Annotated in this window: 14 protein-coding genes; 12 read left to right on the top strand and 2 right to left on the bottom strand. The window is 62.5% G+C overall.

Going from position 1 to position 16,421, the window contains the following annotated elements; translation table 11 throughout:
* Nucleotides 1–36 precede the first annotated feature (36 nt).
* Both JLZ96_RS15055 and JLZ96_RS15050 read right to left on the bottom strand, forming a co-directional pair.
* Nucleotides 37–630: a hypothetical protein gene (locus JLZ96_RS15055; protein WP_201010479.1), complete on the bottom strand. Its 594-nt coding sequence runs from the start codon at nucleotides 628–630 to the stop codon at nucleotides 37–39.
* A gap of 61 nt (nucleotides 631–691) precedes the next feature.
* Entirely contained in the window at nucleotides 692–1,339 is a 648-nt protein-coding gene (locus tag JLZ96_RS15050) for a hypothetical protein (protein ID WP_201010478.1), read from the bottom strand.
* A gap of 214 nt (nucleotides 1,340–1,553) precedes the next feature.
* On the opposite strand from JLZ96_RS15050, the gene JLZ96_RS15045 reads away from it, so the two are divergent.
* The 12 genes from JLZ96_RS15045 to JLZ96_RS14990 all read left to right on the top strand — a co-directional run bounded on the left by JLZ96_RS15045 (nucleotide 1,554) and on the right by JLZ96_RS14990 (nucleotide 16,229).
* The gene (locus JLZ96_RS15045; protein ID WP_027494756.1) at nucleotides 1,554–3,185 is read left to right on the top strand and encodes a methane monooxygenase; all 1,632 of its coding nucleotides are present in this window, start codon (nucleotides 1,554–1,556) and stop codon (nucleotides 3,183–3,185) included.
* A gap of 87 nt (nucleotides 3,186–3,272) precedes the next feature.
* Nucleotides 3,273–4,316 (top strand): FAD-binding oxidoreductase, encoded by a 1,044-nt coding sequence (locus JLZ96_RS15040; RefSeq protein WP_201010477.1) that lies wholly within the window; start codon nucleotides 3,273–3,275, stop codon nucleotides 4,314–4,316.
* A gap of 65 nt (nucleotides 4,317–4,381) precedes the next feature.
* Complete coding sequence (locus JLZ96_RS15035; protein ID WP_032366493.1) at nucleotides 4,382–5,506, top strand: aromatic/alkene monooxygenase hydroxylase subunit beta; 1,125 nt, start codon at nucleotides 4,382–4,384, stop codon at nucleotides 5,504–5,506.
* Entirely contained in the window at nucleotides 5,503–5,847 is a 345-nt protein-coding gene (gene mimD, locus JLZ96_RS15030; protein WP_027494759.1) for a propane 2-monooxygenase effector subunit MimD, read from the top strand. Before JLZ96_RS15035 ends, mimD begins: the two co-directional genes overlap by 4 nt.
* A gap of 422 nt (nucleotides 5,848–6,269) precedes the next feature.
* Nucleotides 6,270–7,919 carry a chaperonin GroEL gene (groL, locus tag JLZ96_RS15025; RefSeq protein WP_167325897.1) on the top strand — a complete coding sequence of 550 codons (1,650 nt, stop codon included), beginning with the start codon at nucleotides 6,270–6,272 and terminating at the stop codon, nucleotides 7,917–7,919.
* A gap of 307 nt (nucleotides 7,920–8,226) precedes the next feature.
* Nucleotides 8,227–9,993: a sigma-54-dependent Fis family transcriptional regulator gene (locus JLZ96_RS15020; RefSeq protein ID WP_374758039.1), complete on the top strand. Its 1,767-nt coding sequence runs from the start codon at nucleotides 8,227–8,229 to the stop codon at nucleotides 9,991–9,993.
* A gap of 1,083 nt (nucleotides 9,994–11,076) precedes the next feature.
* A complete protein-coding gene (locus JLZ96_RS15015; RefSeq protein WP_167325899.1) occupies nucleotides 11,077–11,811 on the top strand; it encodes a hypothetical protein in 735 nt (244 codons plus the stop codon).
* Between the two features lie 409 nt (nucleotides 11,812–12,220).
* Nucleotides 12,221–12,841, top strand: coding sequence for an MspA family porin (locus JLZ96_RS15010; protein WP_308436826.1), 621 nt, complete (start codon nucleotides 12,221–12,223; stop codon nucleotides 12,839–12,841).
* A gap of 90 nt (nucleotides 12,842–12,931) precedes the next feature.
* Entirely contained in the window at nucleotides 12,932–13,318 is a 387-nt protein-coding gene (locus tag JLZ96_RS15005; RefSeq protein WP_201010475.1) for a hypothetical protein, read from the top strand.
* A gap of 108 nt (nucleotides 13,319–13,426) precedes the next feature.
* Nucleotides 13,427–13,711 (top strand): hypothetical protein, encoded by a 285-nt coding sequence (locus tag JLZ96_RS15000; protein ID WP_236253996.1) that lies wholly within the window; start codon nucleotides 13,427–13,429, stop codon nucleotides 13,709–13,711.
* Entirely contained in the window at nucleotides 13,708–15,708 is a 2,001-nt protein-coding gene (locus JLZ96_RS24995; protein WP_236253993.1) for a hypothetical protein, read from the top strand. Before JLZ96_RS15000 ends, JLZ96_RS24995 begins: the two co-directional genes overlap by 4 nt.
* A gap of 41 nt (nucleotides 15,709–15,749) precedes the next feature.
* Nucleotides 15,750–16,229: a hypothetical protein gene (locus JLZ96_RS14990; RefSeq protein WP_052053680.1), complete on the top strand. Its 480-nt coding sequence runs from the start codon at nucleotides 15,750–15,752 to the stop codon at nucleotides 16,227–16,229.
* The last annotated feature ends 192 nt before the right edge of the window (nucleotides 16,230–16,421 follow it).

Here is a 16,421-nt window from a genome sequence, read left to right as displayed (position 1 = left end):
GACACCGGCGTGCAAGGTACGGCGGTCAAGGGGGGCCTAGGAATTCCAGCGAAGACTGGGCGTCATCGCGATGTCGGTCACTTGCTGGGCCGTCAACATAGGGTCGGCGGATACATCGACGATGCTGCCGTCGGTCCCGTATACCTCTACGCGACTACGTCTTTCGGATGACCTGACATCGACGACTGTGCCGTCACTCAGCGTCCGACGCTCATCGACGTAGCCGGCCAAACATGGACCGGCAGATTGGTCGGATGTCGACAGCCTCACGTTCAGGTCACCCACGGCTCCGCCCAGCGAGATACGCCCGTACGCAGAGGCGCTGGAGTCGAATGTCAGCGGCGGGAACATGGCATCGGGTTCTACCGTGGTCCCGGCGGGAAGGGCTCGCGCCAAAGCGGCCGACTTGGCTGCTGCGTCGAACCCCGCCGGGGCGGAATCCGGTCCGACAATGGCGTAGTTGATTCTCTGCATGTCCTCGGGCTGGACGACCTCCGCACAGCCGGGTATCGACACGGCGTCGGGTTGCGGATCGTGGAGAAGACCGGCGACCACGACGCCTGCTGCCACGGTGCCGACGATCACCGAGACTGTCGTCCACACCGACTTCGGGTCACCTGGGCTGGCCATCCTGCCAGTGTCCACCGCCGGCGACGACCCCCATCGCCCGGGTCACGCTGCGTTGCAGGCTTTACCGCCGGGACCGTTCGGCAAACCCCGACCCCACTGCTCCGACCGCGAACACCGCTGCGGTCAGCACGATGTTCGGCCACAGACCGAAGCGGGGGTCCAGTGCCCACTCCCGCGGCACGAGATTCTCGACGTTGTAGAGGTTGGACACCAGTCTCGCAGCAACGGCGACAACACCGATTGCCACCAGCAACCGCGACCGCAGGCCGACACCCCACACCAGGACCGCGATCGATATCGCCAGTAAGGGCAACAATCCTCGAATCGTCATGTTACCCACGTAGAACATCATTCCGTTCTGCACGAAAACTGCTGTTGCACTCGACAATCCGAGACTCGCGACGAGCCACAGCCGAACATGCATGGCGACGCCCGATCGGCGTTCGCTCCACACGCAGTAGACCGCGACGGCCCCGATGCACACCGGCAGAGCGCACAGCCAGTAGACATCGGCTGCTGGTTCTCCGAGGTGCGCACCGCCGAACCACGCCGGACCCGACACTGACTCACCGCCGACGACCGGTTGCCGAACGTAGAACGGCAACGCACCGACGAAGAGCACCGAGATGAACAACAGCGGGATGAACAACGGCGAACCCTGAGCATTCGACTCGCTCACAGTCGCCGTTCTGCCTGATCCAAAACTCACGTGCCCTCCTCGGCGAGACGATCACACCTTACGTTCGGTTTGTTTCCATTGGGTGCACTTTCGACCGGTCTCTACGCCGTCTACCAGGCCGCACATTGAGTGCCACAAATCTCAAACTGAGACGGATGAGACGTAGATCACGGTGTTCAATCATGTGCACATCTTCCCGAGAAGGTCGACAACCCCTGCCGACCTCGCATCCAGGAGGCGCACATTGAGTAGGCAAAGCCTTACCAAGGCACACGCGAAGATTTCGGAGCTGACGTGGGAACCCACGTTCGCTACCCCTGCTACTCGCTTCGGCACGGACTACACGTTCGAGAAAGCACCCAAGAAGGACCCACTCAAGCAGATCATGCGGTCCTACTTCCCCATGGAGGAGGAGAAGGACAACCGCGTGTACGGCGCGATGGACGGTGCCATTCGCGGCAACATGTTCCGCCAGGTCCAGCAACGCTGGCTCGAGTGGCAGAAGTTGTTCCTCTCGATCATCCCGTTCCCCGAGATTTCGGCGGCACGTGCGATGCCGATGGCGATCGACGCCGTGCCGAACCCCGAGATCCACAACGGCCTTGCCGTTCAGATGATCGACGAGGTGCGTCACTCGACGATTCAGATGAATCTCAAGAAGCTCTACATGAACAACTACATCGACCCGGCCGGCTTCGATATGACCGAGAAGGCGTTCGCGAACAACTACGCGGGCACAATCGGCAGGCAGTTCGGCGAGGGCTTCATCACCGGTGATGCCATCACGGCGGCAAATATCTATCTGACGGTGGTGGCGGAGACGGCGTTCACCAACACCTTGTTCGTGGCCATGCCGGACGAGGCCGCCGCCAACGGCGACTACCTGTTGCCGACGGTGTTCCACTCGGTGCAGTCCGACGAATCACGGCACATCTCGAACGGGTACTCGATTCTGCTCATGGCCCTCGCCGACGAGCGGAATCGTCCTCTCCTGGAACGCGATCTGCGTTACGCCTGGTGGAACAACCACTGCGTCGTCGACGCGGCCATCGGCACGTTCATCGAGTACGGCACCAAGGATCGACGCAAGGACCGCGAAAGCTACGCCGAGATGTGGCAGCGGTGGATCTACGACGACTACTACCGCAGCTACCTGATCCCGCTCGAGAAGTACGGCCTGACGATCCCCCACGACTTGGTCGAAGAAGCGTGGAACCGGATCACGAACAAGGGCTACGTGCACGAGGTCGCGCGATTCTTCGCCACCGGTTGGCCGGTCAACTACTGGCGCATCGACACCATGACCGACACGGACTTCGAGTGGTTCGAGCACAAGTACCCCGGCTGGTACAGCAAGTACGGCAAGTGGTGGGAGGAGTACAACCGGCTCGCGTACCCGGGGATCAACAAGCCGATCGCATTCGAGGACGTCGGCTACCAGTACCCGCACCGCTGCTGGACGTGCATGGTGCCGGCCCTCATCCGCGAGGACATGGTGGTCGAGAAGGTCGACAACCAGTGGCGCACTTACTGTTCGGAGACGTGCTACTGGACCGACGCAGTTGCCTTCCGCGGCGAGTACGAGGGCAAGGAGACGCCGAACATGGGTCGTCTCACCGGTTTCCGTGAATGGGAGACACTGCACCACGGCAAGGATCTCGCCGACATCGTCTCCGATCTCGGCTACGTCCGCGACGACGGCAAGACGCTCGTCGGTCAGCCACATCTCGATCTGGATCCGAAGAAGATGTGGACACTCGACGATGTCCGCGGGAACACCTTCCAGAGCCCGAACGTGTTGCTGAACCAGATGACCGAATCGGAGCGGAACGCACACATCGCCGCGTACCGAGCCGGCGCGACCATGCCTGCCTGATCACAGACTCGGTGGGCAGCGGCCGATCACGGGCGCTGCCCACCGCATCCAGCACGATCACTTTCTTTCGATTCAGGAGAACCCCTCGTGGCCGACACACACCGAATCACGTTCGACCCGGTCGACATCGAGATGGAAGTCCGAGAGGACGAACACATTCTCGACGCGGCCTTCCGACAAGGAATCCACCTGATGCACGGCTGTCGCGAAGGACGTTGCTCGGCGTGCAAGTCGTTCGTTCTCGACGGAGACATTCAGATGGAGGGCCACTCCACTTTCGCGTGCAACGAGGCAGAACAGGACGAGGGTTTCGTACTGCTCTGTCGCACAAAGGCTTACAGTGATTGCACCATCGAGCTGCTCAATTTCGACGAAGACGAACTACTCGGTGGAATTCCGATTCAGAACGTCACCACCCGCGTAGTCTCGGTCGAGTCGGTCACCGCCGACATCGTGGCCCTACGCCTCGAACCGATCGAGCCCGAGGTGTTCGAGTTCAAACCCGGCCAATACGCCGATCTGCAGATCCCCGGCACCGACGAGTTCAGATCCTTCTCCATGGCGTCGACACCGTCTACGCCGAACCAGGTCGAATTCCTCATCAAGAAATATCCGGGCGGCGTATTCGCGGCCTTGCTGGACGACGGAATTTCGGTCGGCGACAGCATTTCCCTGACCGGCCCGTACGGTTCCTCGACCCTCAAGGACGGTCACGTCCTGCCGGTGGTCTGCATCGGCGGTGGCGCCGGCATGGCACCCGTCCTGTCGCTGGTCCGGCACATGAGCGAGTCCGGCAACACCCGTCCCGTGCACTTCTACTACGGCGCGAGAACCCCGGCCGACTTGTTCTACGTCGACGAGATCATTGCCCTCGGTGCAGGTTTGGTCGACTTCACCTTCGTGGCGTGCGTATCCGACGCAACGGGAGTCGCATCCTCGGGATCCTTGTCGATCGAAGAGGGAAACGTCACCGACGTCGTACGTCGCCTCGAGCCCGACATCGCCAGAGCCGAGGTCTACCTGTGCGGACCTCCCCCGATGGTCGACGCTGCGTTGGACCTCCTCGACGTGTGCGGAACGCCGACGGACCAGATCTTCTTCGACAAGTTCACCAGCCCTGCCTTCGACTAGTTCACCGCCGAGACCGGGCACGCGCACCACGAACACCAGCCCCTACCTCAACCGAGAGGCCAGACATGACTGCCACCACTGACTCGACTGCCACGACGGAGCCGAAGCAACGCAGCTTCCCCACAATCGAATTCACCGATTCCGAGGCCGGAGCCAAGGAGTTCCCCAGTTCGAGAAGCCGTACGTACAGCTACTACACACCGGCCAAACGTCGGGCAACGATGTACGAGGACGTGACCGTCGACGTTCAGCCGGACCCGGATCGGCACCTCACGCAAGGGTGGATCTACGGCTTCGGCGACGGCCCGGGCGGTTACCCACAGGAGTGGACGGTCGCGAAATCCTCGAACTGGCACCAATTTCTCGATCCCAACGAAGAATGGGACCAGACGATCTTCCGCAACAACTCCGCGGTCGTGCATCAGGTCGAGCTGTGTCTGAGCAACGCCAAGCGGGCCCGTGCCTACGCCGGCTGGAACACCCCGTGGCTGAAGTTCATCGAGCGGAACGTCGGGGCGTGGATGCACGCGGAAAATGGACTGGCACTGCATGTGTTCACGTCCATTCAGCGTTCGGGGCCGACGAACATGATCAACACGGCCGTTGCGGTGAACGCCGCCCACAAGATGCGGTTCGCACAGGATCTCGCATTGTTCAATCTCGATCTGTCCGAAGCCGATGTCTCCTTCGACGGTTCGGCCCACATGGAGGTGTGGAAGAGCGCACCCGAGTGGCAGCCGACACGTGAGGTCGTGGAACAGCTGACGGCTGTACCGGATTGGTGCGAATTGCTCTTCGCAACCAACATCGTCTTCGAGCAACTCGTCGGCTCCCTGTTCCGCACCGAACTGGTGATGCAGATTTCCGCCCGCAACGGCGACTACATCACCCCGACCATCGTCGGTACCGGCGAGCACGACTACGACCGCGACCTCAACTACACCCGGACGCTGTTCCAGCTGCTCACACACGATCCAGAACACGGCGAAGCCAATCGCGCACTGTTCGGCGAATGGATGTCGCTGTGGGTACCGAGATGTCTCGCCGCCGCACGCGCATTGCAACCCATCTGGTCGCAGCCCGCGGACAAGGCCGTGACGTTCGCGACCAGCTTGGACGCGGCGATCGCCAAATTCACCGTTCTGCTCGAATCACTCGGCCTCGACATCCCGCAGGAGTTGGCACTATGACCATGCATTTCGGATCGGACACGGAGTTCTCCAACAAGTGCGGCGTGACGCTGATGAACACGCCGGTCGGACGTGTGGTTGCCGAGGTGATGGGTGACAAGGACGGCGTCGAGCTCACCGAGTATCCCTCGATGATCCGCGTCGACGGCACCAAACTCCTCTCGTTCGACTACGACGAGCTGACCGATGCACTCGGCCAGGAATTCGACGGGTCGGTCTTCGAGGAGATCAGCTCGACGCATTACGGCCGCATGGTGCACCTCGACGACAAGACGATGCTCTTCGCCAGCCCCGAGGACGCCGCCAAGTACATCGGGTTCGATCTCGCCGAACGGCCCTGACCTCGCTTCGGCCGATCGAGCGCCGGCCATCGATGCGCAGCCCCGAACCGACACGAGTGGGAGATTCGAAGATGTACGAAACCGACGTCGACCAACACGAGACTGCCTGTCGCGAAGCATACTTCGCGGTTCTGGAGCGTTCGATCGAGGAGCATCTGGCTCGCACCGGAGAAGGTACCGATCGTGTTCGTTCCCTGACACTCCGCGATATCAGAGGCGAAACACACACCACAGCGTTGTTGCGACGGCGGAGCGCGCTCGGGCTGAGCATCTGTCCCAACAGTCGCGTCTTCGTGGACGAGAGCGGCAAACCCATGATGCCGGACGACCGAAGAGGGCCTCGACATTCGTCCGGACAGTCCACGCTCTCGACCCCGTGAACCGAACCGACCGCACATCACACCACTCGAAGGGAATACGTCATGGCCAAAGAACTGCGGTTCAACACCGAGGCGCGCGCTTTACTGGAGCAAGGCGTCAACGCACTCGCCGACGCGGTCAAGGTGACTCTGGGCCCGAAGGGCCGCAACGCCGTGCTCGAGAAGCTCACGGGCCCACCGACTATCACCAACGACGGCGTCACGATCGCGAAAGAGATTCAGCTCAGCAACCCGTTTGCGAACATGGGTGCGCAGCTGGTCAAAGAGGTGGCGATGAAGACGAACGGAGTGGTCGGCGACGGAACCACCACTGCCACCGTGCTCGCCCAAGCGATGGTGCGGGAGGGGCTGCGAGCAGTGGACGCCGGTGCCAACCCGATGCGTCTGCGCCGAGGCATCGAGACCGCCGTCTCGGCCGTCGTCGATTCCTTGCGCGCTCAAGCCGTCGAAGTGGTCGGCAATGCAGACCTCGAGCGCATCGCGACACTGGCGGCCAGCGACGACGACGCCATCGGCCAGTGCGTGGCCAAAGCCGTGGAGTACGTGGGTAAGTCGGGCATCGTCACCACCGAGGAAAGCGACACTCTCGGGATGTCGGTCGACGTGGTCGACGGCATCGAGTTCGATCACGGGTTCATTTCCGGCTACATGATCACCGATCACGAGCGTGCAGAAGCCGTCCACGAAAATCCGGTCATTCTGTTGACCAACAAGAAGATCAACCAGGTCCAGGACATCATGCCGAGCATCGAAGCTGCGAAGCGCGCAGATCGTCCCCTGGTGGTCATCGCCGAGGACGTCGATGGACCGGCGCTGCAGCTGTTGGTCGGTGGGAACATGCACAACACGATGCAGTCCGTTGTGGTGCGAGCACCGGGCTTCGGACATCGCCGCGTCGCAGAACTCCAGGACCTCGCCGTGTCGCTCGGGGGTCAGGTCATCGCCAAGGACACCGGCCTCGAACTGTTCGAGGTCTCGCTCGACCAACTGGGCTCGTGCGACCGCATCACCGTCACCGAGCACTCGACCACCATTGTCGGTGGCCGGGGCGAACCCAAGCTGCTCGACGCGCGCGTGGCTCAGCTCGAGTCGCAATTCGAGCGCTCCAAGATCGACGGTGACCGGGACAGCCTCGAGCAGAGGATCGCACGACTGACCGGCCGGGTGGCCGTGGTCAAGGTAGGCGGGGCCACCAGTGTCGAGCTCAAGGAACGCATGCTGCGTGTCGAGGACGCCCTGGCGGCGTCTCGAGCAGCTCTGGAATCCGGGATCGTCTCCGGCGGGGGTACCGCGTTGGCGCAGTCCCATCGCGCCCTCGGCGAGTTGGAGCTGACCGGAGACCAGGCGATCGGTGCCGAAGTGGTCCGCAAAGCGCTCACCGAACCACTTCGATGGATCGCCATCAACGCCGGCTACGAAGGCGACGACGTCGTGGAGATCGTGTCCGGACTGCCACTGGGCCATGGCTTCAATGCGCTCACCGGCGAATACGGAGACATGTTCGACGACGGAGTGATCGATCCCTTCAAAGTGACGCGTGCGGCGCTCGAAAGTGCGGCTTCCATTGCAGCGCTGCTGATCACCACCGAAACCGCAGTGGTGGAAGAGGTATTCGGCAATCCGGGCGCGATCATGGCCCCCGGATTCGGCGATCTCGCCGAAGGAATGGTCCGCCCCTCGAACATCTACTGAAACCTAACAAGTTTCACGCTGCTCGGGGGTCGGCATCGCAGTGAGGACGCCGATCCCCGAGCGGCACCAAGGAGACAACCACGATGTCCTCATCGAATCCGCGACGCGAGCTGACCGATCACGACCTCCGAGTCGTGCTGCGAGTTCTGACCGGCATTCATATCGGCCCCGAGGTGCCTGCCGCAGCCGAGTGCCAAAAACCGCAGACGCCACGCTTTTCGACGGGTAGACTCGATCCCCGCAGAACACCTACGCCGAATCATTCACGCGCAGGCGGTAATTGAGTTTCCTCGATTGTTGTGGGTAGGTGGCGGCTTTGGCAAGACAGGGCGCACGCGATCTCTCGAGAGCGCGTGACAAGTTCTTCGTAGAGAACGAGTTCGACGACGCGGTCCGAGACCAGATCTCGTTCTCGTGGGAACGATCGCGCGCACTGAACATCCAACCCGACATTCTGCACCTGCCCTTCGTTCGCGAACCCGACTTGGACAGCCCTCTCGTCGTCGCCGCAGCGCCCGTACTTCGCCAGCTCGCAACAGGTTTGGTGGACGAGCCGATCTCGGTGATCCTCACCTCGGCCGACGGTGTGGTGTTGGACCGCGTGGCCGGTAGCAAGCCACTGCTGGACAATTTGGACAACGTCAATCTCGCACCGGGCTTCAGCTACTCGGAAGAATATGCCGGCACCAACGGCATCGGCACAGCGCTCGAGACTCGCAAACCGACTCTGGTCTACGGAGCCGAACACTACGTCGAGAGCTTGGGCGGGTTGGTGTGCGCCGGCGTCCCCATCGTTCATCCCATATCCGGCCTCGTCGTCGGAGTTCTCGACGTGACCGGGTGGATCGACGACGGAGCTCCACTCCTGGTGACACTCGCGCAATCGGCGACGGCACAGATCGAAGGTCGACTGCTGTCCCAATCGAGTCAGGAGCAGACCGCTCTGCTCAACACCTATCTCAAAGCGTGCAGGCGATCCCAACAGGTCGGAGTTCTGGCACTCGGCGACGACATCGTCCTGCTCAATCGCAAGCTACGCAATGCCCTTACCCCGCAAGACCAAGCCGCGTTGCTCGAGCACGCAGTCGATCTGAGCGTCCACACCGACAACAGCAAGTATCTGCTGACCCTGCCCGGTGGGCAGACCGTCAGGTTGTCGCCGTTCCACGACGACGCCCTTGCGCCTCGACACGGCGTGGCGGTGTACCACGCCTACCTCAACGACACAGCCGGGCCGGCGGCGATAGCCATCGAGGGCATCAGGTCGCTGCCCGGCATCGTGGGAGACAGCGCATCGTGGAGGCGCGCGACCCGAGACGTGTCGCAGTGCGTCCGCAGGCACGAATGGGCCGTGGTGGCAGGCGAATCCGGCTCGGGCCGATTCGCGGTCCTCAAAGCTGCAGCACAACAGCATATTTCCAGTCGCACACACTTCGTCACCGCAGCCGAACTCGCCGACGGGGACGCAGGGATGCGGGCGCTCGAAACCGAGATCGAACAGGACGAATTCAGCGTCATCATTCGCGACCTCGACCTGGTTCCGAACTCTGTCCAGCAAGAGATCGCGAGCCTGATTCAAGGGCGCGAACACGCCGGATGGATGGGAGCCACCATCGGAACCGGTACGCAGAGCGCCGGAAGCGAGGCACTGATACTTCCCTTCTTCGGCCACACCGTGCACGTACCCGCCCTTCGACACCGCATCGAAGACCTCCACAAGTTGATTCCCTACCTACTGCGCCAAGTCAGTCGCGGTCAGGAGCTGTCACTGTCGGCGGCTGCTGTCCGCCAGCTGACCAAATACAGCTGGCCCGGCAATGTCGGACAGCTCCGCGACGTGCTCCAGGAGGTCGTGCAGAGTCAACGTTCAGGGGTCGTCGAGGCAGACAAGCTGCCACCATCCGTCCGAGCGGTGAGCCGCAGAACCCTCACCCCGATAGAGGCAATGAACCGAGACGCAATAGTGCGCAGCCTCGAGGAAAACGGTGGGAACAAGCAGGCCGCCGCCGATGCCCTCGGAATGTCACGGGCCACGATCTACCGAAAAGTCCGAGAATTCGGCATCGAGTTCTAGACAGGCCAGACGCCGAGCCGGCCGCAGGTCGGATGCTCGACGAAAAAGCCCCGAACCGCATCGCTGCAGTTCGGGGCATCTTCTTCTGTGCGCCCGAAGGAATTCGAACCGAGCGGGTTGTGGGTTCGAGCGACCTCGAAGGTCTAGCTCAGTCCAACCACGTTTTCCCGCCCAGGTGTCTGCGTGATCGGACACATTGACGAGGTCGTATCGACTGCGAGGAGCCGGGTGCGCTGTCGCAATTCGGCACGTGCACTCGGGGCCACCCGCGCCACGAGACGCCTCGTGGCACTGCGTCGATGTTTCCGGCTTCACTCGGCTGGCACTTCAGCGGTGCCGAACAGGAGCGGACCACCGCCGCAGGGGTTTTGGCGGTCGGTGGTCGACTTCATATCGGAAGGCGTCCAGCTGATTGAAAACCTGCGCACCAAGCCGCCAAACGGGCACGAATACGTCACACAGCGTCCGATCGCGGCGTTCCACGCAGGCGCATGAGGGTGTTGTCTGATTCAATATCGCCATGACTGGGACGCGGAGTAACACACAAATTGGCCACAAGGTTGGTGACAAAGTCCAAATTCGACGCGAAGGAGGTATCAGCAAAGGGACCCTTGTCGAAGATTTCGCAGACTCGTTGATTCCCACCGAGCAGCTCGGGCGAGAGTGGGCACAGCCACACCGGTGGGCCGTTGCACTCGATACGGGTGTGCTCGTATTCGCGGACGACAGTGATGTCGTCGCGGGTGACGCCGTCAGGGCACAGTGACATCGATGACCGCGAGTGAGCCGGCGGCAACGACCGCTTCACTGTCGACGCGGTAGCCGTCGAATGCGGCAACACTCGAGCTCGTGCACGGCGAGAGCACTAGCCGCTCGGAATTGTTCTACGACAGCAGCTATCGCCTGCCGACTCGGTGGACTGGGTTCAGAGGGGACATGGTCTCGGTCCTCTGGGGGCTGTCCCTGACCGCTGTCGAACGCCCGCACCCCGTGCGGAGCGGCCTGTCCGTGGATTGGTCGGTGTGAGATAGTCCCGTCTTCCGGCCCTCCAATTGTGTTGCGAGAGAGGGCAGCATTGGTGGTGTGATGAAGGTACTGATGTGGTGGCTACCTGCGCGCCGCAGAGCCGCGCGGGTAGAGATCGCAGCCGTGGTGGAAGAGGCGCGAAAGGCGTTGATAGAGCATCAGAAATTGGCGCGGACTGCGCAGATCACTGGCAGTGCCGACGATCAGTGGGCTGCGGACGACGCGCGCAGACGGTGTCAGCATCAATGGTTCGCGATCGGCGACGCAATGCGGGCTCTACCCAAGCGTGAGCGTGAGCTGGTCGAGGTATGGGACCGGGCAGCCGCCATGGCGTGGTGGCACCGCACCAGTGACCGTCAGGGATGGGCATGCTTCGAAGCTGCAGCGGCACAGGTGATCGCAGCTCTACCGGGCGGCGTGGATTCCGATGCCGTTGCGGCTGTGATCGAGGCGAGTGCACGTCGTTTCGACGTTGAGCTGCAGCGGCGGAGCGAAGTGAATCCCGACCCGTCGACACCGAGTGCGCCCGAGCTGATCGACCAGGAAGAGCTGGTGCGGCTGCTGCGCGAAAATCTGCTGGAGGTACTCGCAGACGAGTCCGGCTCGGCGCGGGCGGACATGGCGTTGCGGCATCTCGAGCCTTGGCTGTGTGAGTCAGTTGTAGAGCTGGCGAAGCCACAGTCGCAGCATCGTCTGCGCGAAATCCTCGATCGGTGGCGCGCACTGCGCGCGCAGTTCTCCCCGCCCCGGATTGGTGGTCCGAGCGATCCCACACCGGCGCGAGGCGAGTGACCGCACGTTCCCATCCTCGCTTGCCATTGAGACCGATCTTGGTCGCGTCGGATACAGCCCACCCTCACGGGCACGGTGAATGCGATTCGGCCGTGTTCGGGACTGACAATTGTGAGCCCTGTCACCCTCGTTCGGTCAGCAAACCGCCTGGTCCACGACTTGCCGAAATGTTCCTGTAACTCCAAGTACAGCTATTCGTGGGCCATTCGAGCCTCGTGAACCGGTCGAGTGCCGGTGTGGTGTTGTAGCGTGCCATCCAAAATGCTCAGCAAATATCCAGCAACATAGATAGTCCTGACCTTTCCGGTCCGCCGAGGGAGACAACAAAGTGGGAACAACGACAAGCAGAACATCCACATCGAGGACGGCGCGGAGCCGCCACGCTGTGAAGAGAATCGCTATTCCAGCGGTGGTTTCGACGTTATTGGCCGCGGGTTCGCTTGCGTTCGCAGGCAGTGCCGCAGCAACCCCGACGCCATTGGCCGACAAGTTTTCGAGCACGGTCACCGATGACGGATGGATCCTCGATCTCACCGCGAGCAAACTATCGGCGAACCCAGTTCCGAACCTGGCGACTACAGCGTTCACGCGCGAGGGATTCGTGTCGGCAAAGGTGACCGGCACCGTCACCGGTGCCGGTGATAGCGCGGTGAAAACAGGGTATATCGAGCAGGGGTTGCAGATCGGGTGTCAGATCGATGTCTCGTCCGGACTCGGCTTGGGACTCGGCTTTTCGTTCGGTCCGTCGGTGGGTGTGTCCATCTCTGGGGTTCCCTCGGCAAATATCGGTGTCAATGCTTCGGTGAACCCGAACATCCAGGCCACCATCGCTCCAGGAACGATCACCACGATTCCGCTCGGCAAGAAGGATCTCGAAACCTCGAAGGCCTCGATCACGGCGGAGAACATACATGTGAAAGTCGATGCCTGCCTGGGACCGGTCACCATCCGCTCCTACGCGCAGTTCGCGGTGTCGACAGCGACCTCGGACAACAGTGTGTTCGTGTACTCCGACCCCACTTGGCTCTGACCGACGTCTCGATTTCATCGAAACAGCACTGAGGCTGTTACCCAACAGTGTTCGAGCCCATCGAACCTGATCATTCACAGGGAGTACTCCATGATCGACGCACGTATGAACAAAGCCGCGGCTGTGGCCGCAGCAGCGACGACTGTGGCCGGTGGCGTTCTGCTCGCCTTCGCACCGGCAGCATCGGCAGCACCCACCCTTGCTGAACTCGGTGCCCCCGTTGTGCAGATACCCATCGACCACACTGTCGCTATAGCAGCCCGGGACAGCGGCATCCCGGCCGCTCTGGCCAACGCGGATATCACGATTCCGGTGCAGGGGTGGGAGAGGGTGATCGACTCCTCAGCGAACGTTCTGGCAATCGCGACCGCTCGAGCTGCGCAGTACCCCAACGGTTGCGCTTCCTATCAGTTCTACCTTCCGCCGAGCGGGAAGTGGGCAGCCGCGGCCACCTCGTACATCAATTGCCCCTGGTAGAGAACACCTTCTTCCTGTCCAGATGCATCTCCTCCCGCCATGCGCCCCAGCTGATTGGGGTATCTCGAGTCCCGCGTTTCTTCTGGTAGAGAAAGGCATTCACTTTCGATGACCACTTCACCGGCCGACCCGATGACCCCACCGACCCGCTGCGTCGGCGCAGCACGGAACCAAACCTCCACAGCGGTGATCGCGACGCTGTTCGGGCTCGGGTTGCTTATTGTGGCGTTCGCGGTGATCGGACGCCTCGCCGGGTGGGCTGCCGAGAACGGGACGATCCTGGTGTATCTGGCGTTCTTTCTGTGGATGTCGATCGCGGGCCGGGTGTTCTGGTGGGGCGCAGACAGATTGGTTGCCACGGTCCGGAAGACGGCGGCCCAGGACCACCGATGAAACCGGAACCTATATCGAAACCGCCTGCGGCATCGAGGAAGCCGGCGCTACGCAGGTCGGTGGCGGGAGTCCTCGCTGCCGGGGCACTGTTGGCCGGGACCGCCGCAGTGATCGGTGCCGCGATCGTGCTCACAGCAGGGCCGGCGTATGCGACACCGGAAGAGGATTGTGCGGCGGTGCGGGCGCGGGATCATCAGATCTACCTGAACCTGATTGCCTCCTTACCGCCGGGCTCTCCGATCCCGCCGGAATACATCAACCCGTGCCTGACCGCACCGTCGACGACCACGACTGCTCCGCCGACGAGCACCGCCGGATTGCCGGGCGCGCAAGCACCCGGCGGTGGCCCGAACGTCGGAGCGAACGCGCCGACGAACTTCCCCACCTACAACGGCACCCCCATCGTCCCCGTGCCTGTACCTGCGCCGGGGGCGGCGCAGACCGCAACACCCGGCGCACCAACGGCCCCGGGTGTCGAGAACCCGACAGGCGTCCCGGCTGCGACGACGACCAGTGGGGATGCGCCGACATCGCCGCAGCCTGCTGGATCGACCGCACCCACCGCGGTACCCGATCGTGGCCCCGGGCCGATACCTACCAATACCGCACCAGCGCAACCGGTTTCGGAAGCTGGATCCTCGATAGCCGGGGAGGGTGCAGATCGTGACAGGTATCTCGAACTCGTGTTGGTCGGTGCCGCCGCGTTCACCGCAGCCGGGATCGGAGTGCGTGGGCGGCCCGGACCGTTCAGCCCTCGGACTCCGGAATCGATTCTCTCCCAAGCGGTCGGCACTGTTGCTTCGCCGTTGATCGCGTATGCCCCTGGTGGGCAGTCGAAGATCACCGTCCCCGATCCGGGTGGGGGTCGCCGCACGTTCTTCCTCATCCACGACCCGTCGTCCTCGCACGAATCGGTGATTCCTGTCGACGTGCCGCCCGGTGGCCACATGTCGATCGATCCGGACGGTTCGGTGACCGTTGTCGACGCCGACGGAAACCCGGTGTCGACGGTCGCCGCGCCGTGGGCGTACGACGCCGACGGCACACCGATTCCCACGCACTACGAGATCCGCGACGGACACCTCGTCCAAATCGTCGACACCGTGGGCATCGAGAACATTCTGTATCCGATCCTGGCCGACCCCTTGTCCGGCGGTGAGAACGCAGCCACCGGAAGGTCGATCACGGCGACACCGTTGTACAACGGGCAGGATGCGATCAGCGGTCAACCCGGCGGTATCGCCGTCGTCGGTGCTCCCGACCCCGGATACAGCCCATACCAACCCACCACCGACACCGTCAAAGACGGTACCGACCTCACCGTCGACCAAGGCGGCGGCACCACCAACCGCTACACCGGCACCGATGCCGGTCTGCCGTACACCACCGAAGCCACCACCGACACCTATCAGCAGATGGCCGAAGACCAAGCCGACGCCGAGCAGGCCGCTGACGATGCCGCAGCGCGGGCCGAGGTCGAACAACAGCTCCCTGCGGCCCCGACGACAAGCGACTCCCTCTCCCGCGCCGCCGGTGCTGTCGCCATCGGCGCAGTGGGGGCCGGCGAGACCGGTATCGGAGTCCCTGCCGCCATCGGACTCGCAGTCCTCGCCGGAGGCTTGTTCATCGCGGGAATGGCGCTCGACCGCGGAGACGGACGAGACCTCGGCGGACATTACGCCGACGGCAACGACGGCCGAAGCGGCAAGGAAGCCGAACAAGCCGCACTCGACGAACGTGAAGAGCTAACCGGCGAAACGATCGAACGGCGACAGGTCCGGTCCACTGTCGATGGAGCCAGAAACGGCAGGTACTACGATGGGCTCGCCGAAAACCCAGACGGGACGTATACCGCGTACGAAGTCAAGAGCGGAACCGCTCGTAAAACGGCCGGCCAGCGCGCGTTCGACGACCTCGTCTCCCCGGAGAACCCCGCAACCGCCACACTGAACGGCAAGACGATCAAAATAGTCGAAGTCCAAGACCTAGCGGGATGATCACTCACTTTTCAGACGGCACTCAACATCCAAGGAGCTCAATGTTTCTGTTCGTGTCCAACGGCGGCAAACAGCAATCCATTGCACATCGAATCGATTTTCCATGGCAGTTCGGGCAGCTACTCTCGCGGTTCGATGGAATGCAGCGGTCTGCGTTGACGGTCTCGAAGGTCCCAGAGGGCCGGTACTACGAGGATCTCAGCGACGACGAGAAAACCGCGATGAGCGAAAGCTACATCCAAGCAGCTGGGTCAGCGCGAGCGATGTCGGTCGAATTGAGGTTTCCCATCGACGGTGTTCATCGCCTGTTCGTCATCGGCCGACCCGGCCCTCGTCATGGCGAACCCACCGTCGGAATCCCCTTCTTCAGCGGCAAACGCTCCCTCACCGTGTACCCCGAAGAGGTGTTCACCGCTGACGATGCGACGCAGTTGTTCTTCGATTGGGCCACCACCGGAGACATCGACCGCACGAAGCACCATCTCCGCGAATTCGACCTCGACGCTTTCTACAGAACCTGAGACCTCGTCGACTGCTCCGATCCGACCGGGCGTGCACCCGACTTGTGGTTGCCCGCATCGACGACTGAGCCGGGCGCGCTCGAGCGCGATCACCCCGAAGTCGCGGCTTCCGATGTTGCGGTGTCCGTCAGTGCCGCCGACCCCAGAAACGTTGAGCAACAATACTATTGGAAGCTCCCTGTCGGCAGGCGG

This window comes from Rhodococcus sp. NKCM2511, assembly GCF_014905595.1.
In the GTDB taxonomy this organism is placed as follows: domain Bacteria; phylum Actinomycetota; class Actinomycetes; order Mycobacteriales; family Mycobacteriaceae; genus Rhodococcoides; species Rhodococcoides fascians.
The sequence above is the reverse complement of the archived record's forward strand: the minus strand, read 5'-3'. Positions and strand labels throughout refer to the sequence as shown.